20 protein-coding genes are annotated in these 24746 nt (G+C 70.8%); 11 read left to right on the top strand and 9 right to left on the bottom strand.

Annotation, left to right across the window (positions count from 1 at the left end):
- Position 1 precedes the first annotated feature (1 nt).
- Positions 2-883: a universal stress protein gene (locus tag O3Q52_RS08290; protein WP_189838915.1), complete on the bottom strand. Its 882-nt coding sequence runs from the start codon at positions 881-883 to the stop codon at positions 2-4.
- A gap of 322 nt (positions 884-1205) precedes the next feature.
- Between O3Q52_RS08290 and O3Q52_RS08285 the strand changes: the two genes are divergently transcribed.
- The 4 genes from O3Q52_RS08285 to O3Q52_RS08270 all read left to right on the top strand — a co-directional run bounded on the left by O3Q52_RS08285 (position 1206) and on the right by O3Q52_RS08270 (position 5117).
- Positions 1206-1406 carry a universal stress protein gene (locus O3Q52_RS08285; RefSeq protein ID WP_332112883.1) on the top strand — a complete coding sequence of 67 codons (201 nt, stop codon included), beginning with the start codon at positions 1206-1208 and terminating at the stop codon, positions 1404-1406.
- 126 nt (positions 1407-1532) lie between these two features.
- The gene (locus O3Q52_RS08280) at positions 1533-3863 is read left to right on the top strand and encodes a heavy metal translocating P-type ATPase (RefSeq protein ID WP_269648161.1); all 2331 of its coding nucleotides are present in this window, start codon (positions 1533-1535) and stop codon (positions 3861-3863) included.
- 236 nt (positions 3864-4099) lie between these two features.
- Positions 4100-4549: an OsmC family protein gene (locus O3Q52_RS08275; protein WP_269648160.1), complete on the top strand. Its 450-nt coding sequence runs from the start codon at positions 4100-4102 to the stop codon at positions 4547-4549.
- A 346-nt stretch (positions 4550-4895) separates the two neighbouring features.
- Positions 4896-5117 carry a hypothetical protein gene (locus tag O3Q52_RS08270; protein ID WP_269648159.1) on the top strand — a complete coding sequence of 74 codons (222 nt, stop codon included), beginning with the start codon at positions 4896-4898 and terminating at the stop codon, positions 5115-5117.
- A 429-nt stretch (positions 5118-5546) separates the two neighbouring features.
- Here the strand turns inward: O3Q52_RS08270 and O3Q52_RS08265 are convergent, their stop codons facing one another.
- On the bottom strand, positions 5547-5723 hold the full coding sequence (locus O3Q52_RS08265) for an Hsp20/alpha crystallin family protein (protein WP_269648158.1): 177 nt from the start codon (positions 5721-5723) through the stop codon (positions 5547-5549).
- Between the two features lie 258 nt (positions 5724-5981).
- A complete protein-coding gene (gap, locus tag O3Q52_RS08260) occupies positions 5982-7010 on the bottom strand; it encodes a type I glyceraldehyde-3-phosphate dehydrogenase (protein ID WP_269648157.1) in 1029 nt (342 codons plus the stop codon).
- A 335-nt stretch (positions 7011-7345) separates the two neighbouring features.
- On the opposite strand from gap, the gene O3Q52_RS08255 reads away from it, so the two are divergent.
- The 7 genes from O3Q52_RS08255 (at position 7346) to O3Q52_RS08225 (ending at position 16808) form a co-directional block, all read left to right on the top strand.
- Positions 7346-8218: a universal stress protein gene (locus tag O3Q52_RS08255; protein ID WP_269648156.1), complete on the top strand. Its 873-nt coding sequence runs from the start codon at positions 7346-7348 to the stop codon at positions 8216-8218.
- A 163-nt stretch (positions 8219-8381) separates the two neighbouring features.
- The gene (ppdK, locus tag O3Q52_RS08250; protein ID WP_269648155.1) at positions 8382-11069 is read left to right on the top strand and encodes a pyruvate, phosphate dikinase; all 2688 of its coding nucleotides are present in this window, start codon (positions 8382-8384) and stop codon (positions 11067-11069) included.
- A gap of 281 nt (positions 11070-11350) precedes the next feature.
- Positions 11351-12061: a CBS domain-containing protein gene (locus O3Q52_RS08245; RefSeq protein ID WP_269648154.1), complete on the top strand. Its 711-nt coding sequence runs from the start codon at positions 11351-11353 to the stop codon at positions 12059-12061.
- A gap of 229 nt (positions 12062-12290) precedes the next feature.
- Positions 12291-14993, top strand: coding sequence for a bifunctional acetaldehyde-CoA/alcohol dehydrogenase (adhE, locus tag O3Q52_RS08240; protein WP_269648153.1), 2703 nt, complete (start codon positions 12291-12293; stop codon positions 14991-14993).
- 165 nt (positions 14994-15158) lie between these two features.
- Positions 15159-15635: a pyridoxamine 5'-phosphate oxidase family protein gene (locus O3Q52_RS08235; RefSeq protein WP_269648152.1), complete on the top strand. Its 477-nt coding sequence runs from the start codon at positions 15159-15161 to the stop codon at positions 15633-15635.
- Between the two features lie 130 nt (positions 15636-15765).
- On the top strand, positions 15766-16431 hold the full coding sequence (locus O3Q52_RS08230; RefSeq protein ID WP_269648151.1) for a DUF4389 domain-containing protein: 666 nt from the start codon (positions 15766-15768) through the stop codon (positions 16429-16431).
- Positions 16428-16808, top strand: coding sequence for a hypothetical protein (locus O3Q52_RS08225; protein ID WP_269648150.1), 381 nt, complete (start codon positions 16428-16430; stop codon positions 16806-16808). The genes O3Q52_RS08230 and O3Q52_RS08225 overlap by 4 nt, the downstream gene beginning before the upstream one ends.
- Positions 16809-16852: 44 nt before the next feature.
- Here the strand turns inward: O3Q52_RS08225 and O3Q52_RS08220 are convergent, their stop codons facing one another.
- The 6 genes from O3Q52_RS08220 to O3Q52_RS08195 form a co-directional block, all read right to left on the bottom strand.
- Positions 16853-18661, bottom strand: coding sequence for a PAS domain S-box protein (locus O3Q52_RS08220; RefSeq protein WP_269648176.1), 1809 nt, complete (start codon positions 18659-18661; stop codon positions 16853-16855).
- 326 nt (positions 18662-18987) lie between these two features.
- The gene (locus tag O3Q52_RS08215; protein WP_269648149.1) at positions 18988-19911 is read right to left on the bottom strand and encodes a universal stress protein; all 924 of its coding nucleotides are present in this window, start codon (positions 19909-19911) and stop codon (positions 18988-18990) included.
- Positions 19912-20078: 167 nt separating this feature from the next.
- Positions 20079-20696 carry a DoxX family membrane protein gene (locus O3Q52_RS08210; protein WP_269648148.1) on the bottom strand — a complete coding sequence of 206 codons (618 nt, stop codon included), beginning with the start codon at positions 20694-20696 and terminating at the stop codon, positions 20079-20081.
- 145 nt (positions 20697-20841) lie between these two features.
- Positions 20842-23226 (bottom strand): phosphoketolase, encoded by a 2385-nt coding sequence (locus tag O3Q52_RS08205; protein ID WP_269648147.1) that lies wholly within the window; start codon positions 23224-23226, stop codon positions 20842-20844.
- Between the two features lie 250 nt (positions 23227-23476).
- Positions 23477-24328 (bottom strand): universal stress protein, encoded by an 852-nt coding sequence (locus tag O3Q52_RS08200; RefSeq protein ID WP_269648146.1) that lies wholly within the window; start codon positions 24326-24328, stop codon positions 23477-23479.
- 83 nt (positions 24329-24411) lie between these two features.
- The coding region (locus O3Q52_RS08195) for a universal stress protein (RefSeq protein ID WP_269648145.1) at positions 24412-24746 on the bottom strand (335 nt) is incomplete at its 5' end.

The following is a 24746-nucleotide window of genomic DNA, read 5'->3' as shown; positions in this document are numbered from 1 at the left end:
GTCACTCCCCACCTGAACGGACGACGGTGACAGGGCAGTGGGCGTGGTGCAGCACGGCCTGGCTGACCGAGCCCAGCAGCATCCCCGCGAAGCCGCCCCGCCCGCGCGCTCCGACCACGACGAGCTGCGCCCCGGCGCTCGCCTCGACGAGCGCCGGGCGCGTGCGGGCGCGGACCAGACTGCGGTGCACGGCCACATCCGGATACTTGCTCCGCCGGCCGGACAGCGCCTCGGCCAGCAGCCGCTCCTCCTCGTCCCGGAGCCGGTCCTCGTCGTACGTCACGAACGGTGGGTCGCCGGGGCCGTCGTAAGCGCGTTCCGTCCGGGTGTTCCACGCGTGCAGAGCAAGCAGATCCGCCCCCCGCATCGATGCCTCGGCGAAGGCGAACTCAATGGCGGGTTCGGCCGCCGGGGAGCCGTCGACCGCCAGCAGCACCGGGCCCTTCGGGTCCGTCCTGCCGCGTACCACCATCACAGGGCAGCGGCCGTGCGCGGCCAGGTGCACGGCCGTCGAGCCGAGCAGCAGACCGCTGAACCTGCCCAGTCCGCGGCTGCCTGCCACGAGGAGCGACGCACTGCGCGACTCGATCTCCAGCACCATCAGTGGCTCACCGAGAACGACTTCTCGGCTGACCTCCACCATGGGTGCGACCTTCTGGGCCCGTCGCTCCGCCTTCGCCATGGTGCCGTCCAGCAGCTCACGCAGCCCGGCCCCGGCCGGGTTCCACGGCGGGCCGCCGGGTGGCACGTGCGCGGCCGGCCAGCCGAAGGCGTGCACCACCCGCAGGCCCACTCCGCGCAGATCCGCCTCATGGGCCGCGACCTCCACCGCGGCCAGGCTGGATGCCGATCCGTCCACTCCCACTACGACCGGGCCTCCCATGCCAACGGTCTCCCCTCTCCGGGCGTGGCCCGGGGCCTGGAGCCGTCGCGCGGTGTGCGGGGTGGCACAGCGGGGACGGCCGCGCACGGGCCAGGACCATCGAACCGGCACTGTCGCCGGACGGCCTTGGCGTCGCTTCCGGTCTCAGCCTCTCCCGGCCCGTCCGCGGCGGTCATGGGGCCGGACGGCTGCGATGGGGCACCGTCCGGCCCTACCAGCGGTGGCCGCCCGGCCAAGACAGTTCAAAGGAAGAGGAAGCGGGGTCGTACCCGCGACGGGACGGCCACCGTTCGTCTTCCGTACCCACATCCGGGGGTGCAACATGACCGGCTCTGTCGTCGTCGGACTCGACGGTTCCCCCGAGAGCATCACCGCCGCTTGGTGGGCGGCCCGCGAAGCGCTGGACCGGCACCTGCCAGTCCTGCTGCTCCACTCCTGGACCACTCAGCCGCTCGACGTGCCCGTCGCCCACGGCGCCCTGTACCACCTCCCCTGCCCCATCGCCGTCGTGCCGCACGGCTGAGGTCGCGCGTCTTCATCCGGTTCCGTCGCGGTCGGTGCGGTTCGTCTCCTCCCGCATCCGGTACCGGATGCGGGAGTCCGCTTGAGGCACAGAATCGAAGAGCACAGTCCCGGAGCGAGGAATGCCATGGACCGTTTCAACCCACGGGGGCCCTTCCGCCGCCTGCTCACCGCGGCCCTGCGTCCGCGGCTGGAACCGGCCCTCCTGGCCGTCACGGCCGCAGCGCTGACGGCCGGCGTCATCGCCTGGCTCATTGGCGCGCCGAGCATCGCCGACTGGTGCTGGGGCCTGGGTACCGTGGCTGCCATCGCGCCCGCGGTGGCCTGGGTGCTGGCCGCCCTGCGGCAGGGGCATGCCGGAGTCGACCTGATCGCGGTCCTGGCGCTCGGCGGCACTCTGGCCGTGCGGGAGTACCTCGCCGGTGCGCTGATCGCGCTGATGCTGGCCACCGGTCGCACCCTTGACGCCATGGCTCAGCGTCGGGCCTCCCACGACCTGCGCGCGCTCCTGGAACACGCGCCCCGGTCGGCCCGCCGCCGATCCGGCACCGAGGTGCGCACGGTGCCACTGACCGAGATCGCTGTCGGCGACCTGCTCGTGGTGGGACCCGGCGAAGTGGTCCCCGTCGACAGCCGGGTGACCGGTGCGACGGCGGTCCTCGACGAATCGGTGCTCACCGGCGAGTCCGTGCACGTGGAACGCCCGGAGGGTGACGCGGTGCGCAGCGGTGTGGTGAACGCCGGCGGCGCCTTCGACCTGCGGGCCACCGCCACCGAGCAGGACAGCGCGTACGCCGAGATCGTACGGATGGCCCAGCAGGCCGGAGCGGAATCCGCCCCCGTGGTGCGCCTGGCCGACCGTTACGCGGGCTGGTTCCTGCCGTTGTCCGTCACGGTGGCCGGGTGGGCCTGGCTGGCGAGCGGTTCCGCGGTGCGGGCGGTGGCGGTCCTGGTGGTGGCCACCCCGTGCCCCCTTCTTCTCGCGGCGCCGGTCGCGATCGTCTCCGGCCTGTCCCGGGCTTCCCGCTGTGGCGTGATCATCCGCGACGGAGGGGCCCTGGAGAGCCTCGGCCGGGCCCGAACCCTGCTTCTGGACAAGACCGGCACCCTCACCGCCGGCCGGCCGCGCGCCCTCGACGTGGCCGCCGCACCAGGCCGGAAACCGACGGAGGTGCTGCGGTGGGCCGCCTCGCTCGACCAGTTCTCACCGCACGTCCTGGCGCACGCCATCGTCGACACGGCGCTCGGTCGCGGACTTGACCTGTCGATGCCCACGGACGTGACCGAGGAACCCGGCCGGGGCGCCACCGGCACCGTCGACGGGCACCGGATGACCATCGGACGCACCAACGCCCGGGGCGAACGGCCGGCCTGGGCCCACGCGGTCGAGAACCGGGCGCTCCTCGACGGGGCGGCCGTAGCCTGGCTCACCGTCGACGGCTGCCTCGCCGGTGCCGTCCTCCTGCGCGACCCGCTGCGCCACGACGCACCCCGGACCCTGCGCCGCCTGCGCGCTGCGGGCATCGAACGCATCGTGATGCTCACCGGCGACCGGACCGAACCCGCCCGCGAGATCGCCGCCGTCCTCGGCCTCGACGACGTGCGCGCCGAGCTCGGCCCGGCCGACAAGGTGACCGCGGTCCGCACCGAACGCGACCTCGCGGTCACCGTGATGGTGGGCGACGGTGTCAACGACGCTCCCGCGCTGGCCGCCGCGGACATCGGCGTCGCCATGGGCGCCCGCGGCTCCACGGCCTCCTCCGAGGCCGCCGACATCATTCTGACCACCGACCGCGTGGACCGCCTCGCCGACGCCACCGTCATCGCCGTACGTGCCCGGCGCATCGCCGTACAGAGCGCGCTCGGCGGGATGCTGATGTCGCTCGCCGCAATGGCCGTGGCCGCCTTCGGCCTGCTGCCCCCGGCCGCCGGCGCGCTGCTCCAGGAAGGCATCGACGTCGCGGTCATCCTCAACGCGCTGCGTGCCCTGCACGTCGACCAGGCCGCGCGCCCCTCCCTCACGCCCGACACCGAAGCCCTGATCCACCGCTTCGCGGCCGAACACGACGACCTGCAGAGCGTCCTCGAAGCCGTACGCGCCGCCGCCGACCAGCTCTCCGACAGCGCCGGTCCGGAAGCACTCGCCGCGGTGGCCGAGGCACACCGGCTGCTCACCGAACGGCTGTTGCCCCACGAGTACGCCGAAGAGCACCAGCTCTACCCCGCTCTCGCGCCCACACTCGGCGGTCCCGAGGCGACGGCCACCATGAGCCGCGCCCACGCGGAGATCGAACGCCTCGCCCGGCGCATCGCCACTCACCTCAGCCTCTCCGAGACCGATGGCCGACTGGCACAGGAGCAGCTCGACGACCTGCGTGCCAGTCTCTACGGGCTGTACACCGTGCTGCGCCTGCACTTCACGCAGGAGGAGGAGAACTACTTCTCCCTCGCACCATGAACAGCCTGCGCGCTCGAACAGGCTTCCGACGAAGGCGGCCGCGGCCCGGGGCGGGCGGATCCACCGAGCACTGTCCCGTGCCCCGGCCCGCACAAATGCCCAGGGGCATGCACAGCCGCGTCGACCGCCCTGGGCCGAACGGCCTTCTTCTCCCTCCTGTCGGCCTCTCCCGGCGTCGCTCCGGCGGCGCTCCACTGGAGATCGACAGCAGTCGAACCCAACAAGGAGGCGCCGCCATGCCCCGCACAGGAGTCGAGAACACCACCCCACAGCCGGCGGCTCCGGACGAACATCGTCTTGAGGTCACCCACATCGGCGGCGACACGTACGCCTTCGAAGTGCGGGGTCACAGGATGCTGGTCGACCAGCCGGCGAACGCGGGCGGCCATGACAGCGGGCCCACCCCCACCGGACTGTTCGCCGCGTCGCTGGCCACCTGCGTCGCTTTCTACGCCGGCCGCTACCTCCGCCGTCATGGTCTGGACGGCGTCGACCTGAGGGTCCGTTCCGAGTTCACGATGGCCGGCGATCGGCCGGCTCGCGTCGGAGCCGTCCGCATCACACTCACCCCGCCACCGGGTCTGTCCGAGCAGCGCCGCACGGCCCTTCTCGCTGTCGCCTCGCACTGCACCGTCCACAACACGCTCCGTCAGCCGCCTGAGATCGAGATCGAACTGGAGCCCTGAGCGCTCGGCTCGCGACTCGCGGCCTCCGGAGCGGGTCCGGCGGTGACGAGAGCGAGGTGCCGGGACTTGCAGGCCGACATCGGCACGTTCGGCAGCGCGCACCGAAGCAGAGCCGCTCGGCCCTGCCACCTGCCCTCTCAGCCCCTGCGGTCCGCGTTCCGTCCCGCTGGACGACAGACACGAAAGCCGAAGGGAACGTGCGCGATGACCGGCATCCAGCGAGCCCCACACACTGCTGTCTGACGTCACCGCCGGCCTGCGGCCGCCGTGAGAAACAGATCGCTTTCGCGGCCTCTGAGCCACCGCCCGGGCACCCGAGGTGTCCGGCCGGCATAGGAGGACAGCAATGGTTCCGCTCATCCTGCTCGCAGCGACCGTACTGGGCGCCTGCCTGATATTCGGATACAGCTCGTTCGTCGTCGGCTTCATCCTGATGGCCGCCGGACTCCTCGGACTCATCACGTTCCTGGGGACGGTCGGCGCCAAGCGGCCCGGTGAACGGGGCTCCGTCGTCGAGGAGCGGCACTATATCGGCAACCCCGACGAGCGCCGCCACTACCACTCCTGACGTCCCTCTGTTCCGCAGAGACGGGACGGCAGATGCGCGGAAGCGCGGTGGTGGAGCGGCGCCAGCGCCGGCTGACGGCATATCTGGACCCTCAGCTGTCCCACCGGTCCTGGCTGGTGAAGCGGTGGCTTCGGGAACCGGAGCCACCGGCATGTGGCTGTGAGTTGTCGTGGATGTGGTGTGGTGAGACTGCCTGGCTCGGCCTGATCGCAGGCCGCCACTGTTCCTGCCTCCAGCCTGCGGGCCGTCAGCCCACCCGCCATGGGGCTGAGAGGCGTGACGGGGATCTGGCCGCCCCGTCACTCACCCGCACCCACCCGGCCGATCGAAACGACAGCCGCACCGGCCAGCGGCCGGACGACGAAAACGTGCGCGGCCGGAGGAATGTACCGGCCACGCACCTTGATGCCGCTTGGCGCGAACGCGCGGTCAGACGTGCCGCACGGGGATGGTCCTGGTGCCCGCCTTCGTCTCCGGCACCGGCACCGGCACCGGCACCGTGATGGTCAGAACACCCTCCTTGTAGTCGGCGGTCGCCTTGTCGCCCATGGCCCCGGCAGGCAGCCGGGGTGGCGCGGGCGACGTCCGCCAGGTGTTCCTCCACACGGATGCCGTGCAGCCCGGGGGCGGTGCGCATACCGGGGAACCCGGCCTCGACCCAGCCGAGCAGGTCGGGCAGCGGCGGCCGGCCCGGCAGCCGCTCGATCATGGCGCTCATGTCACCCTCCCTCTCTCGTTCGCTGCTTCCAGAATCGCGGGCCCGGGCCGGGACGTGTGTGGGCCGACCGGTCCTCAGGGGACCCGGTCGGCCCTGTCGGCCGGTCGTCCGGCCATTCCTCGCGCTGGTGCGGTCGCAGCCGCTACTCACCTCTGCGGGAGTCGGGCGGCGACGTACTCGGTGAGGTCGAGCAGGCGGTTGGTGTAGCCCCACTCGTTGTCGTACCACCCGAAGACCTTCACCAGGTCGCCGTGCGCCTGGGTCAGCGGAGCGTCGAGCACGCACGAGGCGGGGTCGCCGACGATGTCCCGGGAGACGATCGGGGCGTCCGACACTCGCAGGATTCCCTTCAGCGGGCCGTCGGCGGCCTCGCGGAACGCGGCGTTGACCTCGTCCGCGGTCACGGGACGCTCGAGCACCACGCTCAGGTCCGTCAGCGAGCCGTCCTCGACCGGCACCCGCACGGCGATGCCGTCCAGCGTGCCTGCCAGCTCCGGCAGGACGAGGCCCACCGCGCGGGCGGCTCCGGTGCTGGTCGGGATGATGTTCACGGCGGCCGTACGACCGCGACGCGGGTCCTTGTGCGGGCCGTCCAGGACAACCTGGTCGTTGGTGTAACCGTGGATGGTGGTCATCAGGCCCTTGACGAGCCCGAAGTGCTCATCCAGCACCTTCACCATCGGCGCCACACAGTTGGTCGTGCACGAGGCGTTGGAGATCACGTGGTCCCGCTCGGTGTCGTAGACGCCCTCGTTGACCCCCATGACGAGGGTGGCGTCCACTCCCTTGCCCGGTACCGACAGCAGTACCTTGCGCGCGCCGGCCCTCAGGTGCAGTCCGGCATCCTCACGACTGCGGAAGCGCCCGGTGGACTCGATGACCACGTCCACTCCCAGCTCACCCCACGCCAGGGCCGCGGGGTCGCTCTTGGCCGTCACCACGATGCGGTGACCGTCCACCGTCAGCGACGTGTCGTCGTGCTCGACCCTGCGGCGCAGCCGCCCGAAGGTCGAGTCGTACTCCAGCAGATGGGCCAGCGCCGCCGGCGAGGTGAGGTCGTTGACCGCCACCACCTCGACGGCTGTACCGGTCCCGGCCTCCGCGCGCTCCAGCACGCAGCGCAGGTAGTTGCGCCCGATGCGGCCGAAGCCGTTGATCCCTATGCGCACGGTCATGTCCGTCGTCCTCCCCGGTCGGTGTCTGGTGTGCGCTGCCAGCCTGCGGGGCCCGTGCCGAAAGGGGCATGGGCCGTACGGGGACGACGCGGGGGACGTTCGGCCCGTGTACGGGGCCGGGTCGCGGCCGGCTCATCGGCTGGGCGGTGGCACCGGGACCGAGCAGGAACCGACCCACCGCCACGATGCGTACGGACCGTCGCCAGAGCGGGACCAGGTGGCCGCAGTTCGGGACCACCGGCCCATGGAGGACGTGACCGCGCCGGCGCGAAGCTCGGAGCGAGTACCGGCGGCCGCTGCCGCCATCCGTCGTACCGGACCCGGAGGTATCTCCCATGCTTCGCCCCATCACCGTCGGCCTGGACGGCTCTCCCGAGAGCCTGGCCGCAGCCGACTGGGCCGCCCGCGAGGCTCAGCGCCGCGGCCTGCCGCTGCACCTGGTCAACGCCTGGATCTGGCAGCCGCACGACGTGCCCGTCGCCGAGGACCTGAACGCCCAGAAACGCTGGGCCCTGAGCGTGCTGCGCGAGTCCGAGCAGGATCTGCGTGCCCGGTACCCGCAGCTGACGATCGACACCGAGCAGGTCTCCGAGCCGGCCACCGAGGTTCTGCTGGGCCGGGCGGAGAAGGCCGAGATGCTGGTGCTGGGCTCCAGCGGGCACGGCGCCATCGCCGGATTCCTCCTCGGCTCCGTCGGCCAGCACGTGCTCGCCAAGGCAAAGCACCCGGTGGTGATGGTGCGGGCGAACACGCGGGCCGCGGCCGAAGGAGACACCGGGGAAGTGGTGGTCGCGCTCCAGGATCTGGGCTCACAGGCCGGCCCGCTTCTGGAGTTCGCGTTCCGTGCGGCGGCCGCCCGCGGAGCGACGCTCCGCGCCGTACACGCCTGGGATGTGCCTCCGCTGTACGGACGCGGCCCCGAGGCCGGGCAGGCGGCGGTCAAGGCGGGCGCCCTGGCCGAACAGCAGGAGAAGGCACTGTCGGCCGCCCTGCAGCCGTGGCGGGAAACGTACCCGCAGGTCACAGTGGTTGAGACAGTCGACCTTGCCTTCGCCTCCGGAGTCGTGCTGCAGGCCGCGGCGGATGCCGGGCTCGTGGTCGTCGGCCGCCGCGTACACCGGCCCGCGCTCGGCATGCGCATCGGCCCGGTCGCGCATGCCGTGCTCCACCACGTGGCCGCCCCCGTCGTCATCGTCCCGCACGACTGACCGCCTACAGGTCCACCGGCCTCGGGAACGTCCGGGGCACGGCCGCCCTGCAAGAGCCCGTACGGACGGTCCCGAGCGGAAGACCCCGGCACCTCATATCCCTCACGGAGAACCGACTCCACGTCCGGCGACTCCCCCGAATCCGAAGGAAGACGACACCGCCATGGCCCACTACGTGTACGAATTCACCGAGGGCGGCCGTGACATGGCCGACCTGCTCGGCGGCAAGGGCGCAAACCTGGCCGAGATGACCCGGATGGGTCTGCCCGTGCCGCCCGGGTTCACCGTCAGCACCGAGGCCTGTCGTGCCTTTCTCACGACCGGCAGCGAGCCGGAAGGGTTGTTCCGCGAGATCTCCCGCCACCTGACCACCCTGGAGCAGGCCGCCGGGCGGCTTCTGGGACAGCCGGACGACCCGCTGCTTCTGTCCGTCCGCTCCGGGGGCCGCTTCTCCATGCCCGGCATGATGGAGACCATCCTCGACATCGGCCTCAACGACGACTCCGTGCTCGGTCTGGCGAAGTCCTCCGGGAACGAGCGCTTCGCCTGGGATTCCTACCGCCGCCTCGTGCAGATGTTCGGCAGTACGGTCATGGGGGTCGACAGCGCGCTGTTCGAAGGCACCTTGGCCCGCCTCAAGGACGTGCGCGGCGCGGCCGACGACCTGCATCTGGACGCCACCGACCTCGCCGGGCTCGTCGAGGCCTACAAGGACCTGATCCACCACGAGACCGGCGAGGACTTCCCGCAGCTGCCCGCCGAGCAACTGCGGCGTGCGGTACTCGCCGTCTTCGAATCCTGGAACGGCGAACGCGCCCGGCTCTACCGCCGCCGCGAGCACATCCCGGACGACCTCGGTACCGCGGTCAACGTCCAGACCATGGTCTTCGGCAACCTCGGTCCCGACTCCGGCAGCGGCGTCGCCTTCACCCGGGACCCGGCCACCGGCGCCCCGGGCGTGTACGGCGACTACCTGCCCAACGCCCAGGGCGAGGACGTCGTCGCGGGCATCCGCAACACCATCCCGCTGGACGGACTGAAGGACCTGGACCCGACGTCGTACGCACAACTGCGCGAACACATGAGGACGTTGGAGACCCACTACCGCGACCTGTGCGACATCGAGTTCACCATCGAGCGCGGCAGGCTGTGGATGCTGCAGACGCGGGTCGGAAAGCGCACCGCCGAGGCCGCGTTCGCCATCGCCGCCGCGCTGGTCGACGAGGAACTGATCACCGCGGACGAGTGCCTGGCACGGGTCGGCGGGGACGGACTGTCCCGGTTGATGTTCCCCCGCTTCGACACCTCGAAGGTCGGGCAGGCACTCGCGCACGGCATCCCCGCCTCACCGGGGGCCGCCGTGGGCGCCGCGGTCTTCGACTCCGCCGAGGCCGTCCGCCGCGCCGCCGCCGGGGAGAAGGTTGTCCTCGTACGCCAGGAGACCACCCCCGACGACCTGCCGGGCATGATCGCCGCCCAGGCCGTGCTGACCAGCCGCGGCGGCAAGACGAGCCACGCCGCCGTGGTCGCCCGCGGCATGGGCAAGGTCTGCGTCTGCGGCGCCGAGGAACTCGGCGTGGACACCGGCGCGCGGCGCTTCACCGCCGACGGCACCACGGTCGAGGAAGGCACGGTCATCTCGGTGGACGGCTCCGAAGGCGCCGTGTATCTGGGTGCCGCCCCGCTCGTCGACTCCTCCGTGATGCGCTACTTCGAGACCGGCGAACACTCCGTAGGGCTGGTCGAGGCCGTGGCCCGCGCCATGAACCGGGCCGACGGAGTACGACGGCTGGGCGTGCGGGCGAACGCCGACACCCCCGAGGACGCCGCCCGGGCCCGCCGGTTCGGTGCCGAGGGCATCGGCCTGTGCCGCACCGAGCACATGTTCCTCGGCGAGCGCCGGCAGCTGGTCGAGGCGATGATCCTCGCCCGCACGGACGCCGAAAGCGAACGGGCCCTCGACGGGCTGCTGCCCCTGCAGCGAGAGGACTTCGTCGGCATCCTGGAGGCGATGGACGGCCTGCCCGTCACCATCCGCCTCCTCGACCCGCCCCTGCACGAGTTCCTGCCCGACCGCACGGAACTCGCGGTACGGCTCGCCGCCGCCGAGGCCCACGGCAACCCGCCGAGCGCACACGACTCCGAGCTGCTCGACGCCGTGAACCGCATGCACGAGGAGAACCCGATGCTCGGCCTGCGCGGAGTACGCCTGGGTCTGGTGGCGCCGGGCCTGGTCGCCATGCAGGTACGGGCCATCGCCGAGGCGGTCGTGGAGCGCAAGCGCGCGGGCGGAGATCCCCGGGCGGAGATCATGGTGCCGCTGATCGACACCGTCGAGGAACTGCGGCTCGTACGCGAAGAGGTGGAGCAGGTCCTCGCCGTGGTCTCCAACGCCTCGGGCGTCCCCGTCCAGTGCCCCGTGGGCACGATGATCGAGCTGCCGAGGGCCGCCCTCACAGCGGGCTCGATCGCGCAGGAAGCGGAGTTCTTCTCCTTCGGCACCAACGATCTGACCCAGACCACCTGGGGCTTCTCCCGCGACGACGTGGAGGCGGCGTTCTTCTCCGCCTACCTGGACAAAGGCATCTTCAAGGTGTCCCCGTTCGAGACGATCGACCGGGAGGGTGTCGGCCGCCTGGTCGAGATCGCGATCGCGGAGGGCCGCGCCGCACACCCCGGACTGAAGATCGGTGTCTGCGGCGAGCACGGAGGCGACCCCGAGTCGGTCCACTTCTTCCACGCCGCGGGGCTCGACTACGTCTCCTGCTCCCCGTTCCGCGTCCCGGTCGCCCGCCTGGAGGCAGGACGGGCCGCACTCCACGGGCCCGCGGACAACGACGACAGCAAGTGAAGAAGAGCCGGGCTCCGGTCCGGCAGGGCGGTTCGACCCGATACACGGGACTGTCGGCCCCTGCCCCGGCACTCGGCTGGTCGAGAGGCTGAAGAAGCACCGGAAACCGGGCCGCCGGGGCCGTCCGAAGGGACGACCCCGGTCGGTCCCACGGCCTGGACCCGCGCTTCCGGCCGCCGGACAGCCATCGCGGGCGACAGCCCCCGGTGGAACCTTGCGCCACCCACAGGTGCGCGACTCGGAATCAGCCGCTCTCCTGTACCCGTAGAGGAGGAAGTGCCGTGAAGACCCGCACCGTCGGCGAGGTGATGACCAGCGAGGTCGTCGAAGCCCGCCCGGAGACGTCGTTCAAGGACGTGGCACGACTGCTGGACGGGCATCGCATCAGTGGACTGCCCGTCGTGGATCACGACGACAAGGTCCTGGGAGTGATCTCCGAGACCGACCTGATACACCAGCAGGCCCTCCGCTCCGACCACGGCCGGGAGCGCCGCTTCCGGATGCCCGCCCTGCGGCACGCGGCCCGCGCGGCGGCCACCAAGGCGACCGCCATGACCGCGGAGGAGTTGATGTCCACACCGGCGATCACCGTGCACCCGGAACAGCGCGTCGCGGACGCCGCACGCGTGATGGAGCGCCACCACATCGAGCGGCTTCCGGTGGTGGACGAGGAGGACCGCCTGATCGGCATCGCCACGCGCCGCGACCTCCTGCGCGTCTTCCTCCGAACGGACGACGAGATCCGGCAGGAGGTGATCGACGAAGTCCTGACCCACGCCATGCTCCTGCCTCCCCAGAGCGTGTTCGTCTCGGTCAACGACGGGATGGTCACACTCGAAGGCCGACTGGAGCGCCGCAGCGACATTCCGCTCACGATCCGGCTGACCTGGCGGGTGGACGGAGTCGTCGGCGTGATGAACAGCCTGACGTTCCGCATCGACGACACCCGCCCGCCCGAGAAGCACCCTTCACCCAGGATCGACCACCGCTGACCTCCGGAGCGGTGACACCCGGCACTCACGGACCGGGGCCGGTCGGCCCCTCAAGGGGACCATCGGCATCTGCCGGACGGCACGGGGCCGGGGAGACCGTAGTGGTGGGAGCGGTACCGATCCCCCGCGGTGCCGCTCCCACCCTCGCTCCCCACACGCCGCCCGCGCACCGGCCTCGCTCGAATCGCCGACCCTGCGCCACGGACTTCATCAACGGAGGCAGATCCCCATGACCCGGCATGACGACAACCGGCCCCGGACCGCTTCAGGCGACGGTGCGCCGTCGGACATCGCCATCGCCGTCGACCGGTTGGTCACGGACGGGCTCAAGGCGCTCGCCGACTACGAGTCCATGGACCAGGAGCAGATCGACCACATCGTCAAGAAGGCCTCGGTCGCCGCCCTGGACCAGCACACCGAGCTGGCCCGCCTCGCCGTGCAGGAGACCGGCCGCGGAGTCTTCGAGGACAAGGCCGCCAAGAACATGTTCGCGTGCGAGCACGTCACCCACAGCATGGGCCGGATGAAGACCGTCGGGGTCATCGCCCGCGACGACATCGACGACATGGTCGAGATCGCCGAACCGGTCGGCGTCCTGTGCGCGATCACACCGGTCACCAACCCCACCTCCACCACGCTCTTCAAGGCCCTCATGGCACTGAAGACCCGCAATCCGATCGTCTTCGCCTTCCACCCCTCCGCTCAGCGCTGCAGCGCCGAGGCGGCCCGCATCGTCCGGGACGCGGCCGTCGCCGCAGGAGCCCCCGAGCATTGCGTGCAGTGGATCGAGTCTCCCTCCATCAACGCGACCGGAGCACTGATGCACCACCCCGGTGTCTCGCTGATCCTCGCGACGGGCGGCAATTCAATGGTCAAGGCCGCCTACTCGGCCGGGAAGCCCGCGCTCGGGGTGGGCGCCGGCAACGTCCCCGCCTACGTCCACAAGAGCGCCCGCCTGCGCCGCGCCGTCAACGACCTCGTGCTGTCCAAGGCGTTCGACAACGGCATGATCTGCGCCTCCGAGCAGGCCGTCATCCTGGACACCGAGATCTACGACGCGGCCCTGGCCGAGTTCCGCATCCTGCACGCCCACCTGGCCACCACCGAGGAGAAGCGGAAGCTGGAGGCGTACCTCTTCCCCACCGACTCCTCGAACCGGGGGCACCCCCGGCCGAAGGCCGGGGGAGGCTGTGAGCCCAAGGTCAACTCCGCGGCCGTCGGCCGGAGCCCGGCATGGATCGCCGAACAGGCCGGCTTCACCGTGCCCGCAGACACCTCGCTCATCCTCGTCGAGGCCGACCATGTCGGCCCGGACGAACCCCTGACCCGCGAGAAGCTGTGCCCGGTTCTGACGGTGCTGCGCGCCGACTCCCAACAGCAGGGCTTCGACCTGGCCGCCGACATGGTCGCCTTCCACGGCCAGGGCCACAGCGCCGTCATCCACACCGAGGACGCGGCACTGGCCGAGGCGTACGGCACACGTATGAAGACGGTACGGGTGATCGTCAACGCTCCGTCCTCGCAGGGCGCGATAGGCGGCATCTACAACAGCCTGCTCCCTTCGCTGACCTTGGGCTGCGGCTCCTGGGGCAGCACTTCGGTGTCCAACAACGTGTCCGCCGCGAACCTGCTGAACATCAAGCGTGTCACCGGTCGCCACAACAACCTCCAGTGGTTCAAGGTGCCGCCGAAGATCTACTTCGAGCCGGGATCCATCAGCTACCTCGCCTCCATGCCGGAGGTCCACCGCGTCACGATCGTCACCGACGCGACCATGACCCGTCTCGGCTTCGTGGACCGTGTCGGCCGCGTCCTGCAGCGCCGCCCCCAGCCCGTGACGGTGCAGATCATCGACAACGTCGAGCCCGAACCGAGCATCGACTCCGTGCGGCGCGGCGCCCGTCTCATGCACGACTTCCGCCCGGACACCATCATCGCCCTGGGCGGCGGCTCACCCATGGACGCCGCCAAGGTGATGTGGCTGCTGTACGAGCAGCAGGCCGTCGGCAGGGAAATGGACTTCGCCGACATGCGGCAGAAGTTCTCCGACATCCGCAAGCGGGCCTTCCGCTTCCCCGTCCTGGGCGAGCGCGCCCGCCTGGTGTGCATTCCGACCACCTCCGGCACCGGCGCCGAAGTCACCCCGTTCGCCGTGATCTCCGACCCGGCGACCGGCAAGAAGTACCCCCTTGCCGACTACGCGCTCACCCCCAGTGTGGCCATCGTCGACCCGCTGCTCACCGCCGACCTGCCCCCGGCCCTCGCGGCCGACAGCGGCTTCGACGCCCTCACCCACGCCATCGAGGCGTACGTGTCCGTCTACGCGAACGACTTCACCGACGGCCCTGCCCTGCACGCCATCAGGCTCATCTTCGACAACCTGGAACCGGCCGTGAACGACCGCGACGCCCGGCCCGACGCGCGGGAGAAGATGCACAACGCGGGCACGATCGCCGGCATGGCCTTCGGCAACGCCTTCCTCGGCATCGTGCACGCCATGTCCCACACGCTCGGCGCGACCTTCCGCATCGCCCACGGCCGCACCAACGCCGTCCTGCTGCCGCACGTCATCCGCTACAACGGCACCGTCCCGACGAAACTCACCGGCTGGCCCAAGTACGAGCACTACCGCGCCCCCGAGCGGTTCCAGGACATCGCCCGCACCCTCGGCCTGCCCGCGGTCACCCCGGCCGAGGGCGTCGAGTCGCTGGCCGCCGCCGTGGAACGGCTGCGCGACGGCGTGCGCATCGAACCGTCGTTCCACGCCCTCGGCATCGCCGAGCAGGCCTTCCTCGACGCCCTGCCCCAGCAGGCTCTCAACGCCTACGAGGACCAGTGCGCGCCCGCGAACCCGCGTATGCCCATGCTCGACGACATGCAGCGGCTCATGCGCACGGCCTACTACGGCGAGGCGGACGCTCCCGGCGAATAGGGTCGACCGGTCGGCGACATGGGCCGAACGGCCCTGGTACGCCGCGATCAATCGCCGTTCGATTGAGGTCCACTGCCCGCCCCCGGAATCGCTCTGTGGCTGTGGCACCGGTTCCTCAACCCGCCGAGGCACGTAGTGAGCGACGAATCCGTACGGAAGTTCATCATGGCAACCGAGAACGCCCAGCAACCCGCCGCAGGACCGCGGCAGAGCGTCGAGCTCGACAGTGCCGAGGCCCTGGAACTGCTGGGCAGCGTGTCGCTGGGCAGGGTCGTCTTCACCCAGCACGCGCTGCCGACCGTCCGTCCGGTCAACCACGTCCTGGAGGACGGCGACATCATCATCCGCACCCACGAGGGCGCGGCCCTGACCTCGCACACGCGGCACGCCGGAGGTGAGGGCGTCGTCGTCGCCTACGAAGCCGACACCATCGACCCGGACACGCACCTCGGCTGGAGCGTCGTGGTGACCGGATACGCCCACCTGGTCACCGACGCCGCGGAGGTGGCCCGCTATCGGGCGATGCTCCGCCCCTGGATGAACCGGGCCATGGACTACGCGGTCCGCATCCGTCCCGATCTGGTCACCGGAATCCGTCTCACGTCCGCGCCCGGGCCGGACGGCGGGCACCGAGCGAGCTGAGCCGACGAAGGGCCGACAGGCCCTACGGGACAACCCCACACAGCCCTCGCGGCCGCGACCGTGCGCGGCGGACGCTGGTCATGTGCCGGTGGTGTACTTCGGCCGGCGCGGGACGAAGGAGCTGATCTCCATGACGACCCTCGTGGGATTCCCGGACCGCCCGGTCCGGGTGAACGCGGAGCTGGACGCGCCGCTGTCCCGGTGGCTGTGGCTGGTGAAGTGGATCCTGGTCATTCCGCACTACGCAGTGCTGTTCTTCCTCTGGATCGCCTTCGCCGTGGTGAGCGTGATCGCGTTCTTCGCCATCCTGTTCACCGAGCGCTATCCGCGCGCACTGTTCGACTTCAACCTGGGTGTGCTGCGCTGGAGTTGGCGAGTCGCCTACTACTCGTACGGCGCCCTGGCCACCGACCGCTACCCGCCCTTCAGTCTGCGTGCGGAACCCGATTACCCGGCGCGGCTGGACATCGCCTACCCGGAACGGCTCTCCCGGGGCCTGGTGCTGGTGAAGTGGTGGCTCCTGGCCATCCCGCACCTCATCGTCGTCGGCTTCTTCCTCGGCGGCTACCACCTCGGATGGTGGTCGGGCGGACTCGTCGCCCTGCTGACAGTCATCGCCGGCGTGATCATGGCCTTCACCGAGAAGTACCCGAAGGACCTGTTCGACCTGATCCTCGGTCTCAACCGCTGGGTGCTGCGCGTCGCCGCGTATGTCGGCCTGATGACCGACTCGTATCCGCCGTTCCGGCTGGACATGGGCGGCACCGAACCGGCCGATGCGGAGGAGTTGTCGTGACCACCATGCTGGTGACCGTGTTCCTGATCGCGCACGGGTTGCTGCACCCAGGCGTGTGGACGGCGCCGGCGCAGCCCGGCAAACAGCTCGCCTTCGACCCCGGGCACTCGTGGGTTCTCACAGCGGCCCATGTCTCCGCCGCCCCGGCCAGGGCCGCGTCGCTTGCGCTCGCCTGGTACGTGGCCCTGGTGTACGTCGTCGCCGGGGCCGGGGTGGCCGCGGGAAGCGGCTGGTGGCCCACCGCGGCGGTCGTGGCGGCGTCGAGCGGGCTTGCCCTCAAGGCGCTCTGGTTCGATCCGTGGCTCAGCGTCGGAGTTCTGCTCGACCTGGGTGTCATCGTCGCCGTGGCCGCCACCTGGCCCGCGTCGCTCTACTGAACCGACCACGCGGCCCGGCGGCCCGGGCTCGTCGGTGGCAGGCACTACAGCGCGAGGGTGAACCACGTGGTTTTGCCCTCGTCGGTGGGACGGACACCCCAGGTGCCGGCAAGGGCCCGGACGAGGATCAGTCCTCGTCCGGATTCATCGTCCTCGGCTGCGAGCCGCGGCTGGGGCAGATGCGGGCTGTGGTCGCTGACCTCGACGGTGAGTTCGGTGGCGGTGCGGCACAGGTGCAGACCGAGGGGGCCCTGGGCGTGCTGAACGGCGTTGGTCAGGATCTCGGACAGCAGGAGTCGTGCGTCGTCCGCGGTCGCCGTGCAGTCCCAGGAGGTGAGGGCCTTGGTGAGGAAGGCGCGGCCCTCGGGTACGGAGTCCGGGACGGCGGGCAGGTCCGTGGTGACCGCGGCCAAGGGCGCGTCGGGGAGCTGGGTCAGCAGCAGGGTGACGTCGTCGTTGTGGCCATCCGCATCGGGCAGCAGGGCAGCCAGGACGCGATCGGCGGCGACTTCCAGGTCTGGGGCTGTGGTGAAGAGGCCGCTCAGTACATCGGTGAGCTGCGCAAGTTGGTCCTCGATGTCACTGCCCGGGGTTTCGATCAGGCCGTCCGTGTAGAGCACGAGTGTGGCACCGGCCGGGATCGCCGCGCTGGTCTGCTCGTAGAGAACTCCGCCGACACCGAGGGGTGCGTTCACGGGTGCCGACAGCGCCCGGGCGCCTTCACCGGGTGCGGCGATGAGGGTGGGCAGGTGTCCGGCCGAGCAGATGGTCACCTCACCCGCGTCGGCCGCGATCACCAGGTAGCAGCAGGTGACCAGTTGGTCGGGCACGTCCAGATCGGCGACGACCGTCTCCAGGGCCTGCATGAGCTGTCGGGGCTGCATGCCGGTCTTGGCCAGGGCGTGCGCGGCGGAGCGCAACTGGCCCATGACGGCGGCGGCTTCCAGGCCGCGGCCCATCACATCACCGATCAGGACACCGACCCGGCCGGCTCCCAGCGGGACGAGGTCGAACCAGTCGCCGCCCACCCCGGCCCCCTGAGTGGCGGGCCGGTAGCGGCTGGCGGTGGCCAGCCCCGGAATGGCGGGCGGTGTGCCCATCAGACTGCGCTGCAGGGTGAGGGCGATGTGCCGTTGCTGTTCGTACAGGACGGTCAGTTCCGCTTCGGCCCGCTTGCGGTCGCTGATGTCGCGGACGATGGCGCACGCCCCGATGACCGTTCCGTCCGGGGATCGGGTGGGCCACAGGGTGATGTCGACGTCCAGCAGGCCACCGGAACGGGTCTGCCTCAGGGTCTCGAAGTGCTCGATCCGCTCGCCGTCGCGCAGTTGGTCCATGAGCGCGTCGATCTCGTGGCGGCGTTCGGACGGGGCGAGCAGGGACACATGGCAGCCCATGACCTCATCCCGGGTGTACCCGTACAGCCGTTGGGCGGCTGCGTTCCAGTAGGTGATGTGACCGTCGAGGGTCTTGGCGAGGATCGCGTCCTGGGAGGACTCGACGAGTGCGGCCAGCTCGTTGATACGTTCCTCGGCCCGCCTGCGGTCGCTGACGTCACGGACGGCGGCGGAGACGAGCAGGCCGTCGGCGGTCTCCAGCGGGCTGAGGCTGATCTCGACCGGGAACTCGGTGCCGTCCCTGCGCAGCCCGTGCAACTCCAGGCCCGCTCCCATCGGGCGCACCTGACGGTTGGCGGCATAGCCGTCGCGGTGCTGGACGTGGTGGGCACGGAAGCGGCCGGGAATGAGCAACTCGACGGGTTGGCCGAGGAGTTCTTCGCGTTGGTAGCCGAAGAGCGCCTCGGTCTGGGCGTTGACGAGTCTGATGGTTCCCATGTCGTCGACGATGACCATCGCGTCCGGCGCCGCCTCCAGCAATCCCCGAAACCGCTCCTCGGCGCCCTCTGAACCGCCCTTGAGCGCTCCCGCGCAGCATTCGCGCCCTCCGCGGCAGGCCACTGGGGCTTCCGGGATTGACGCCGGTCCGACCGTGTCACGCATGTCCGCCCCCAACGACCCGCATCTCGAAATCAGTTGGGCCATCCCAGCGTGTTTCGGTCACAGCGACTCCGGCATGTTCCTTACTGTCCGTACAACGGCCGAACATGTTCCCGGTGAGAGCACCCAATGCCCATCTGCCGACGCCTCCGCCTCTGCTGTGAGCGGTGCCGCCCTCGTGGTCAGTCGTGCGGGACCACCGCTACCGGCGCGGTGGCGTGGTGCAGGACCGCATGAGCCACCGGGCCTATGTGAGTGCCGAACTGTGCGTGCCGGGTACGGCGGCCGACGACCACCAGTGCCGCGTCCCGTGAGGCATCCACCAGGTGCGAGCCCGCTCCGCCGATCACAGTCTGCTCGTCCACCTCGACGCCGGGGAACTTTGTCCGCCACGGTCGCAGTACGTCGCTCAGCTCGTGCCGTACCCGGGCGGTCAGTTCGGCGTCGAACTCGGGGTCGACGATTCCTCCGTAGCCTCGGGAGGAGACCGGCAGGCTCCAGCCGTGGAGAACACGCAGGTTCGCGGCACGGCGTGAGGCGGCGTCGAACGCGAACTCGATCACCTTGTCGTCGGGGTTGCGCAGGTCCAGCCCGAGCACGACGTCACGGTACGGAGTGACCGTGGACGCGACCCCGGCACCGTCCGGCAGATGCTCGTCCTCGGCGCGCTCACCGGCCCTTACGAGGACGACGGGCCTCGCCGTCCTGGCCACGACGGCGAGTGCGACGGAACCGAGCAGGAAGCCGGTGACTCCGTTCAGGCCCCGGGATCCGAGCACCAGCACCTCGGCGTCCTCGGCGGCGGCGAGCAGCGCGGGTACGGGCTTCTCCGCCATGCTGTCAGTGCCGATCCGCAGGCCGGGGTACCGACGCGCAAACCGGCTCTCGGCCTCACGCGGCATGTGCTCGGCCCAGTCGCGGTGCGCGTCGCTCACGGACCGCGGCACACTGACTCCGGCCAGCGGTGCGTATGCGTACGGCTCCCATTCTCGGGCGTGCACGAGCCGCAGAGGCGTGTCACGGAGCAGGGCTTCACGGGCGGCCCAGTCGGCGGCGGCAAGGCTCTCGGGCGAGCCGTCCAGGCCGACGGTGACATTGCGGGGCATGTCAGAACCTCCTTGAGTGGGGATGTGGATTCAGTCTCTGGGCCGGGCAGCTGCGCCAGGAGGGGCCGCTGGTCCCTGGTGGGGCCCATTGGTCCCGGGTGACATCACGAACAGGGGGCGCCACCGCGTCGTCGCGGTGGCGCCCCGGTCCGAGCATGGCCGAGTGGTCAGAGCAGCCAGCGGTTGCGGCTGACGAACGGAAGGCGTGCCCACGCCTTGCCCAGGCCCCACGTGGCGCCGGCGCCGACGGCCGCGAGGGCGATCAGGACGACGGCGTAGATCAGGTGGTAGTCGGCGAACGGGTTGGTGGACATGCTCAGCGAACCGTCGGACAGGTGCTTGGCCGGGGGCCACTCCGCGATCCACATCAGCGCCATCATGACGGTGCCCGCGACCGCGGCGAGCCGCAGCGCGATGCCGGAGACCAGGGCGAGACCGATACCGAGCAGGCCGAGCATGAACAGCCAGTCGGCCCAGCCGGCCCCGGCCCAGTCGTGGAACGTGGACTCCATCGGTCCCACGGCGACGCCGCCGAGGAAACCCTTGGTCGGCGAGCCGCCGTCGATCCAGGCCTTGCCGGAGCCGGTCGCGTAGCCGAAGCCGAAGGTCTTGTCGAGGAAGGCCCACAGGAAGACGAACCCGGTCAGCAGGCGCAGCCCGGCGAAGACGTACGAACGGGTCGCCGTGACCGTCTCGGTCTCGGCGTCGCCGGACGCGGTCCTGGTCCTGCGCACCGACGGGAGGCGGAACCCCGTGTGCCGGTGGGGGTGTTCGTGGACTGCCATGATGCTCATCCCTTCCGTCCAAGGGCCGGTGGACGAGGCCTTGGTGGCTCTCGTTGCGCCTTCAATGTCCCGCTCCGGCAAGGGAGTTCGGAGAGGCTGCAGGGCCCCTGACGACGGGCCGAAGGTCCCTCCCCCAAGGGGCCGGTCAGCCGCTCCAGGTCCAGTCGGTGACCTCGGGCAGATCGGTGCCGTGCTCGCGGATCCAGTCGTGGTGGCGCAGCCGGGTGTCCTCCATCAACTGCCGGACGGGGGCGGCGCGTACGGCCAGTCCGGGGACCCGGTCGATGACGTCCATCACCAGGCGGTAGCGGTCGAGGTCGTTGCGGACGACCATGTCGAAGGGCGTGGTGGTGGTGCCGATCTCCTTGTAGCCGCGGACGTGGAGGTTGGCGTGGCCGGTGCGCCGGTAGGCGAGCCTGTGGATCAGCCAGGGATAGCCGTGGTAGGCGAAGATCACCGGCCTGTCGCGGGTGAACAGTGCGTCGTACTCCGATCCCGGCATGCCGTGCGGGTGTTCCTCCTGCGGCAGCAGCCGGGCCAGGTCGACGACGTTGACCACGCGGACCGCAAGGTCCGGCAGGTGCTGTCGCAGCAACTGCGCGGCGGCCAGCGTCTCCAGGGTGGGGACGTCGCCGGCGGCTGCGAGCACCACGTCGGGTTCACGGATGCCGTCCTCGGTACCCGCCCACTCCCAGATCCCGGCGCCACGGGCGCAGTGGGCCCGCGCCTGGTCCATGGTGAGCCAGTCGAAGCTGGGCTGCTTGCCGGCCACCACGACGTTGACGTAGTCGCGGCTGCGCAGCACGTGGTCGGCCACCGACAGCAGGGTGTTGGTGTCCGGCGGCAGATAGACCCGTACGACCTCGGGGCTCTTGTTGAGTACGTGGTCGACGAAGCCGGGGTCCTGGTGCGAGAAGCCGTTGTGGTCCTGGCGCCAGACGTGTGAGGTCAGCAGGTAGTTGAGGGAGGCGATGGGGGCGCGCCAGGGCAGCCGGCGCGTGACGCGCAGCCACTTGATGTGCTGGTTGACCATGGAGTCGACGATGTGCACGAAGGCTTCGTAACAGGAGAACAGACCGTGCCGTCCGGTCAGCAGATAGCCCTCCAGCCAGCCCTGGCAGGTGTGTTCGGAGAGGATCTCCATGACCCGGCCGTGCCGGTCCAGGTGCTCGTCGACGGGCAGGGTCTCGGCCTGCCAGGCCTTGCCGCTGGCGTTGTAGACGGCCTGGAGCCGGTTTGACTCGGTCTCGTCGGGACCGACGATCCGGAAGTCGCGGCGGCCGCTGGTGTGGTGCATGACGTTCTCCAGCAGGTCGCCGAGGACCCTGGTGGGTTCGTGCAGCGTGCCGCCGGGCTTGTCGACCTGGACGGCGTACCGGTCCAGCTCCGGCAGCGGCAGCTCGCGCAACAGCAGACCGCCGTTGGCGTGCGGGGTGGCGCCCAGACGCCGGGTGCCCTCGGGGATACAGGCAAGCACCTGCTCGCGGGGGCGGCCGTGCTCGTCGAAGGGCTCTTCGGGCTTGTACGAGCGCAGCCAGGTCTCCAGCTGTCGCAGGTGCTCCGGGTTGTCTCGGACGGCCGACAGCGGGACCTGGTGGGCGCGCCAGGTGCCCTCCACGGGAAGGCCGTCGACTTCGGCCGGCCCGGTCCAGCCCTTCGGGGTACGCAGCACGATCACCGGCCAGTGAGGCCGCTGGGTGACGCCCTCCTCGCGTGCGGTGCGCTGCAGGAGCTCGATCCGCTCAAGGGCGTCGTCCATGGCGGCGGCCATGGCACGGTGGACGGCCATCGGGTCGTCACCGGTGACGTGGATCGGGGCGTGGCCGTATCCCCGGAGCAGTGCGTCGAGTTCGGACTCGGGCAGCCGGGCCAGCACCGACGGATTGGCGATCTTGTAGCCGTTCAGGTGCAGGATCGGCAGCACCGCGCCGTCGTGAACCGGGTCGAGGAACTTGTTCGAGTGCCAGGAGGCCGCCAGCGGCCCGGTCTCGGCCTCGCCGTCACCGATCACGCAGGCGACCAGCAGATCCGGGTTGTCCAGCGCGGCCCCGTACGCGTGCGAGAGCGAGTAGCCGAGTTCGCCTCCCTCGTGGATGGAGCCGGGCGTCTCGGGCGCGACGTGGCTGGGCACTCCGCCGGGGAATGAGAACTGCCTGAAGAGCCTGGCCATGCCCGCGCCGTCCCGGCTCACATCCGGGTACGTCTCCGAATAGGTGCCCTCCAGCCAGGAGTTCGCCAGCACTGCGGGTCCGCCGTGTCCGGGGCCCCAGATGCACAGGGCGTCCTGGCCGCGGGCCTTGATGACGCGGTTGAGGTGGGTGTGGACCAGGTTCAGGCCCGGGGAGGTTCCCCAGTGGCCGAGCAGCCGGGGCTTGACATGCTCGGGACGCAGAGGTTCGGTGAGCAGCGGGTTGGACATGAGGTAGATCTGGCCGACGGCCAGGTAGTTCGCGGCACGCCAGTGGGCGTCCAGAGCCCGCAGTTCGTCGTCCGTGATCTGGGCGGGCGCCTGCTGTGGGACGTCGCGCATGGTGGATTCCCTTCCGGGTCGAAGTCACGTGCCGGTGCCTGCTGCATCCCACCCTCGGCCCACCCGAGGGACCGTCAACAGGGCCGGTCGGCCCATACCGCCGCCCGATCAGGCCCTTTCGGCCGGTCCGGGCGGCGGTGGCGGATGATCCGGGGTTCGAGTCCACGGCGCGTGGGTCTTGACGGCATCCGGCAACCCCGGCGACCAGCTCCCTCAACGCCGTCGCGGACTGCCCCCGTGCATCTGCTGTTCAGCGGGTGATCGCGGCGGCCTGCCCCGTGGGGACGACCAGCACCGGGCAGTGGGAACGGTGCAGCAGGGCGTGGGTGACGGGACCCGGTTGCGGGCCGAGCCGGTTCGGGCTGTGGTGGGCGCCGATGACCACGACGTCGGCCTCGCGGGTGGCCTCCAGCAGCGCGTGCGCCGGACCGGAACGGACCGCGCGGGTCTCCACCCCGACCCCGGGGTGCTGCTCCCGAAGGCCTGCCACCGCGAAGCGGGGCACCGCCTGTTCGGTCCGTGCCTGCCGGACGAGGTCGTCCTGCAGTCGGTGTGTGGGCAGGGGGTCCGGCTGCTCGGGTGTGAGGTGCCGATAGGTCCACGCGCGCAGGATGCGCAGCCCGGCTCCTCGGCGTTCGGCCTCTTCGAAGGCGTACGCGGCCGCGTCCGTGTCGGCTTCGCTCTCCAGGCCGAGCAGCAGCACCCCGCCACGGCGTGCCGGTGCGTGATCGCCTCGTACGACGAGCAGCGGGGTGTGCGAGTGGGCGGCCAGGCGCAGGCTCACCGAGCCGAACAGCGGCCCGGTGATGCCCCCGAGGCCGCGGGTACCGACCACGGTGAGCGCCGCGTCCCGGCCGTGGCGCAACAGGGCCTGTACCGGGCTGCCCTGGACCGCCGAGGTCGTGACCGGCAGGCCGGGGTGGCGGTCGCGGGCGCGCAACGCCGCGGACGCCAGGATGGGTCCGGCCTCGTCGATGTCGTGCACGGCGTACACGATCTCCAGAGCGGTGCCTCGCATTGCCGCCTCGTCGGCGGCCCGGTCCAGCGCCCGTACGGCGATGAGTGAGCCGCCCACGCCGACGGTCACATGGCGGGTGGTCATGTCCGTCCCTCCCCAAGAGTCGATGGCCCGGACGGCGGCGGATGTGCCGTCCACCCGGTTCGCGCGGTCAGCACGACGCTGTTTCAGGCGTGCGGGATCACGGCGACGGGGCACCCGGCGTGGTGCAGCACCGCGTGCGCGACGGAACCGATGTGCGTACCGAGCCGCGCTTCTCGCACCCGCCGTCCCACGACGGCGAGGGCAGCTCCAGAAGTGGCCCTCACCAACTCATTGGCCGCACGCCCTTCGACAACCGTCTCGGTGACGGCGACCTCGGGGAACTTCTCGCACCACGGGCGCAGCGCCGCGACCACGGCGTGTTCGTGCTCGGCCAGCATTTCGGGTCCGGACTGCGGAACGAGCCGGTCGGCGGTCGCGTGGGCAGGCGGGGCGCTGAAGTCGTGGACAATCCGCAGGG

Source organism: Streptomyces sp. ActVer (assembly GCF_027270795.1).
Taxonomy (GTDB): Bacteria; Actinomycetota; Actinomycetes; order Streptomycetales; family Streptomycetaceae; genus Streptomyces; species Streptomyces umbrinus_A.
The sequence above is the reverse complement of the archived record's forward strand: the minus strand, read 5'-3'. Positions and strand labels throughout refer to the sequence as shown.

Excerpts from the sequence above, each read along its gene's own strand:
- ppdK (WP_269648155.1), top strand. The coding sequence starts at position 8,382 with ATGGCCCACTACGTGTACGAATTCACCGAGGGCGGCCGTGACATGGCC.
- O3Q52_RS08230 (WP_269648151.1), top strand. The coding sequence starts at position 15,766 with ATGACGACCCTCGTGGGATTCCCGGACCGCCCGGTCCGGGTGAACGCG.
- O3Q52_RS08235 (WP_269648152.1), top strand. The coding sequence starts at position 15,159 with ATGGCAACCGAGAACGCCCAGCAACCCGCCGCAGGACCGCGGCAGAGC.
- O3Q52_RS08280 (WP_269648161.1), top strand. The coding sequence starts at position 1,533 with ATGGACCGTTTCAACCCACGGGGGCCCTTCCGCCGCCTGCTCACCGCG.
- adhE (WP_269648153.1), top strand. The coding sequence starts at position 12,291 with ATGACCCGGCATGACGACAACCGGCCCCGGACCGCTTCAGGCGACGGT.
- O3Q52_RS08210 (WP_269648148.1), bottom strand. The coding sequence starts at position 20,696 with ATGGCAGTCCACGAACACCCCCACCGGCACACGGGGTTCCGCCTCCCG.
- O3Q52_RS08220 (WP_269648176.1), bottom strand. The coding sequence starts at position 18,661 with ATGGTCATCGTCGACGACATGGGAACCATCAGACTCGTCAACGCCCAG.
- O3Q52_RS08205 (WP_269648147.1), bottom strand. The coding sequence starts at position 23,226 with ATGCGCGACGTCCCACAGCAGGCGCCCGCCCAGATCACGGACGACGAA.
- O3Q52_RS08215 (WP_269648149.1), bottom strand. The coding sequence starts at position 19,911 with ATGCCCCGCAATGTCACCGTCGGCCTGGACGGCTCGCCCGAGAGCCTT.
- O3Q52_RS08290 (WP_189838915.1), bottom strand. The coding sequence starts at position 883 with ATGGGAGGCCCGGTCGTAGTGGGAGTGGACGGATCGGCATCCAGCCTG.
- O3Q52_RS08275 (WP_269648160.1), top strand. The coding sequence starts at position 4,100 with ATGCCCCGCACAGGAGTCGAGAACACCACCCCACAGCCGGCGGCTCCG.
- O3Q52_RS08285 (WP_332112883.1), top strand. The coding sequence starts at position 1,206 with ATGACCGGCTCTGTCGTCGTCGGACTCGACGGTTCCCCCGAGAGCATC.
- O3Q52_RS08255 (WP_269648156.1), top strand. The coding sequence starts at position 7,346 with ATGCTTCGCCCCATCACCGTCGGCCTGGACGGCTCTCCCGAGAGCCTG.
- O3Q52_RS08200 (WP_269648146.1), bottom strand. The coding sequence starts at position 24,328 with ATGACCACCCGCCATGTGACCGTCGGCGTGGGCGGCTCACTCATCGCC.
- gap (WP_269648157.1), bottom strand. The coding sequence starts at position 7,010 with ATGACCGTGCGCATAGGGATCAACGGCTTCGGCCGCATCGGGCGCAAC.
- O3Q52_RS08270 (WP_269648159.1), top strand. The coding sequence starts at position 4,896 with ATGGTTCCGCTCATCCTGCTCGCAGCGACCGTACTGGGCGCCTGCCTG.